This is a genomic window from uncultured Dialister sp., from assembly GCF_900538805.1.
GTDB lineage: Bacteria > Bacillota > Negativicutes > Veillonellales > Dialisteraceae > Dialister.
On the sequence record NZ_UPZP01000142.1, the window covers coordinates 1 to 3819 of the forward strand.

Sequence of the window (3819 nt, forward strand, 5' to 3'; positions counted from 1 at the left end):
TCTGTGGAGACTCTGCATAGAGTCTCCAAGTCAGCCGAAGTTGGCCTCTAGCCTGCACAATAAGAGGCTTTCCTATTAGCGGCTGACCGGCTTCGGTCGAAATGACAATAAAGCGGGGGAGTGTTTGTGTCAATTTGTTCCTTGCAGACCTATGATAAGGCGTCTGCTTCCAAATTGTCTAACTATCCAGTGAGAAATCAATCATTTTTTCACAGCCCCTTTTCTATTGAAAGGGCCGTTCCCTTCGTGGTATATTTAATCATTATGAAGAAAAATCAGGGAAAGGAGTATTCCATATGTCCTTTGAAAAAGTAAAAGCCTATCTTGCGCCCTTCGGACTTTCGGATAGGTGCATTGATTTGAAAGAATCCAGCGCCACCGTAGCCCTGGCTGCAGAAGCGCTGGGAATGGAAGAAGCTAGGATTGCCAAGACCATGTCCTTCCTGGTGGATGATGAGCCCCTCATTGTGGTGGTGGCAGGGGATGCCAGGGTGGATAATCATAAATACAAGGAAACCTTCCATAAGAAGGCAAAAATGATTCCTGGGGCGGACTGCGAAAAATATATCGGCCACCGTCCCGGCGGCGTATGTCCCTTTGCCCTTCCGGCAACGGTGCCGGTGTATCTGGACCTGTCCCTGAAGCGTTTCGACACGGTGTACCCCGCAGCCGGTACGGACCACAGTGCCGTGAAACTGACCCTGGAGGAACTGGAAAAAGCGTCCCGGGCCAAGGGCTGGGTGGACGTGTGCAAGAACTGGGAAAGTTCGGCAAACTGAGGAATCAAAGGCGTATGGTATGTAATGGGAGAAAGATATGATTGTTGAGCAGTTTGGTGTAGAAGACTGGATGGACCGGTACGAGGAAGGGGCCCGGTACAATATTACTGATACCTGTGCAAAGCCCCTGACCCTGGACGAGCTTTTCACCCTTTCCGGGGAAGACAGGCATGGTTTCATGGAAACCTTTTTCCAAAGGGAGCAGACCTATGGCCCCATCTGGGGCGACCGGGGTCTGAAGGAGGCAATTTCTCATCTCTATGAGCATATTTCTCCCGATGAAATCCTGACGGAACATGGCGCCACCGGCGGCAACCAGCATATTTTCTTTTCCCTCATCCGCCCCGGCGACAGGGTCATTGCCTATGCGCCCAGCTACCAGCAGTTCTATTCGGCGCCCCGCTCCCTGGGAGCCCAGGTGACGGTGCTCCATCTGAAGAAGGAAAACGGCTATATGCCGGATTTGGATGAGCTCAGACAGGCGGCAGAAGCAGGGGTGCGCATGATCTGCCTCAATAACCCCAACAATCCGACGGGATCTTTGATACCAAAGGATATGATGGAAGAAATCGTGAATATTGCAAGGCAGGCGGGAGCCTATCTTTTCTGCGACGAAGTGTATGCCGGCGTGTCCCAGCATGATGAGGATATCTGCCCTTCGGTGGCGGACCTCTATGAAAAGGGGATTGCCACCGGCTCCATGTCCAAGGCCTTCTCCCTGGCAGGGATTCGCCTGGGCTGGCTGGCCACAAGGGATAAAGAGGCGCTCTCCCAGTTTCGGCGGGTCCGGGACTATGACCTGGTGAGCTGCAGCCTTTTCGATGAATCGGTGGCAGCCCTGGCTCTTCGCCACAGGGAAAAGATACTGGAGAGAAACCGGAAAATCCTCCGCCATAACCTTCCTATCCTTGAACAGTGGGTGGAAGGAGAAAAGCATGTATCCTTCGTGAAACCAAAGGCAGGCACCATGGCCCTGGTCTATTATGACGTGGATATGCCCTCTACCCTTTTCTGCCATCGCATGTACTATGAAACCGGCGCCTTCACGGTGCCGGGGGACTGCTTCGATGAACCCTTTTCCTTCCGCGTAGGCTATGGCCACGATGCGGAGACGCTGGAAAGGGGACTCCAGGCGGTGAGTGAATTCTTCAAGAGACTGGAGAGGAAGTGAACTGGTGGGATAGCGGAAGCTGCTGTCGGCTATCCGCTTTCCGCTTTCCGCCGGACGCTGTCATCCTGAGCGGAGCGAAGGATCTCGGTGCGTGGAGGCAGTGGGATACATACTGATAAATACCGGTCGGCGGGAAGACGTGAGACTGTCAGACGGCAGACATTAGAAGGTTGTATTCCCAACGGCAAGAGGGGAAAACGTTATGCTCAAATGCAAGGAGGGACGCGGCTGACGCTGCAGGTTGTGCAGAAGGGTTGTGTTCGCTTCGCTCAAGGGGCAGAAAAACAGCTATCCTGCTTGCCGCAGGCCGGTCAAACTTCAGAACCTTTTGTTCGTAACCCTTCTACACAACCTGCCTGTGCCAGCGGGCCACAACCTGCGGCGAAGCCGCGCTTCTTTTTTACCTCTGAACCCTCTGAACCTTCTGAACCCAGGGCGGCGAAGCCGCCCTCCATATGCTATAATACAATTACACGCTGTTTCGCCACCGGGTGGAGCAGACTTGGAATCATCCAGGTGTTTTCTTTATTTCCGTAGGTACGGCACGAAGCCGGGAGAAATAAAGGAAGCACTTTTTTTATACCGTATTCTGCCGATGAGAAAGGAGAAAAATGAACGATTTTTTTGCGCTTTGGTGGCCTGTATTTCTTGTGGTTTTTGCAGATGTGACGTACCAGATCTGCGCAAGGCGCCTCTCGTCCCACAAAAGTCCTCTGGCGGCGCTGGGGATGACATACCTGGTGAGCGCCTGTCTCTGTACCCTTCTTTTTGAACTGCTGGTGCCGGAGGGGCATATTTTCAATGAAATCTGGCCGCCCCATCCGGCGGCCCTTCTGGTGGGGCTCTCCATTACGGGGCTGGAGGTGGGTTCCATCTTCATGTATCGTGTGGGATGGCCCATGAATATCGGATTTCTTGTGTATACGGCCCTGGCCATTGTGGTACTGCTCGTGGTGGGTCATTTCATGTATGCTGAATCGCTCAGCGGTGTGCAGTATCTGGGCATTTTTCTAGCGGCATCGGGCATGTTCTGCATTGTGAGGTGAACTATGAAATTCTGGTGGCCCATCGGCCTTATCGTATTCTGCAGCACTTCCTACCAGGTGGGGGTGAAGGAAATTTCCAACGGCATCCATCCCCTGGCAGCCCTGGTTTTGACCTATCTGGCCGCCTCCTTCACTTCCCTCCTGTTGTATTTCTTCCTGGCGCCTGAAGGGGAAAATAGGAGAAAGGCCATTTTCTCCTGGAATCCGCCGGCCCTGGGCCTTGGCTTTTCCATCGTAGGCATTGAGCTGGGAATGGTGTATACCTATCGGGCCGGCTGGACGGTGCAGACCTCCTTCATCCTTACCAACAGCCTCATTGTGGCGGCCCTCATGGCGACCGGCGCCCTTTTCTATAAAGAAAAGCTGAAACTTCGCCAGCTGGCAGGGGCGGCGCTTACCCTGGCAGGCATCGCCTGCATCGTGTGGAAGTAATCGTGTCATTGGCGGGGGCAGCTGTATTCCCGAAAGCAAGTGGGTTCAAAGGGTTCAAGGCGCTATCAGGGCTTTCGCCCCTCAGCGCCTCAGGTTCCACCCGGGAACGGCTTCGCCTTCCGGGCTGGTTCAGAGGGGAGTATTATATGCCGCGTCGCGGCGGTAAAGGGGGGGCGCCCTTTCAGGGGCCAGTATGAATGCTGCCTGCCGGCGGCAAAAACCATACGGCCGCGTCTTTGATTTGTTTCCCACGGGCGAAGCCCGGTTGTGCGCTTTTCCTTTCCGCGAAGCGGAATTATAAAACTCATCGCCCGTTAGGGAAGCGCTGATTAAATCGTTGTCTGCTTTTATTCTAGAATTTTTATGCAATGCGAGGAATGGGATGACGCGA

General features: G+C 53.8%; 4 protein-coding genes. All 4 read left to right on the top strand.

Annotated elements, in window-relative coordinates:
- Positions 1–296 precede the first annotated feature (296 nt).
- The 4 genes from QZQ29_RS09055 to QZQ29_RS09070 all read left to right on the top strand — a co-directional run bounded on the left by QZQ29_RS09055 (position 297) and on the right by QZQ29_RS09070 (position 3428).
- The gene (locus QZQ29_RS09055; RefSeq protein ID WP_296962538.1) at positions 297–779 is read left to right on the top strand and encodes a YbaK/EbsC family protein; all 483 of its coding nucleotides are present in this window, start codon (positions 297–299) and stop codon (positions 777–779) included.
- A gap of 37 nt (positions 780–816) precedes the next feature.
- Positions 817–1950, top strand: coding sequence for an aminotransferase (locus QZQ29_RS09060; protein ID WP_296962540.1), 1134 nt, complete (start codon positions 817–819; stop codon positions 1948–1950).
- A gap of 611 nt (positions 1951–2561) precedes the next feature.
- Positions 2562–2996: a hypothetical protein gene (locus QZQ29_RS09065; RefSeq protein ID WP_296962542.1), complete on the top strand. Its 435-nt coding sequence runs from the start codon at positions 2562–2564 to the stop codon at positions 2994–2996.
- 3 nt (positions 2997–2999) lie between these two features.
- Positions 3000–3428, top strand: a complete 429-nt coding sequence (locus QZQ29_RS09070; RefSeq protein WP_296962544.1) for an EamA family transporter — start codon at positions 3000–3002, stop codon at positions 3426–3428.
- Positions 3429–3819 lie beyond the last annotated feature (391 nt).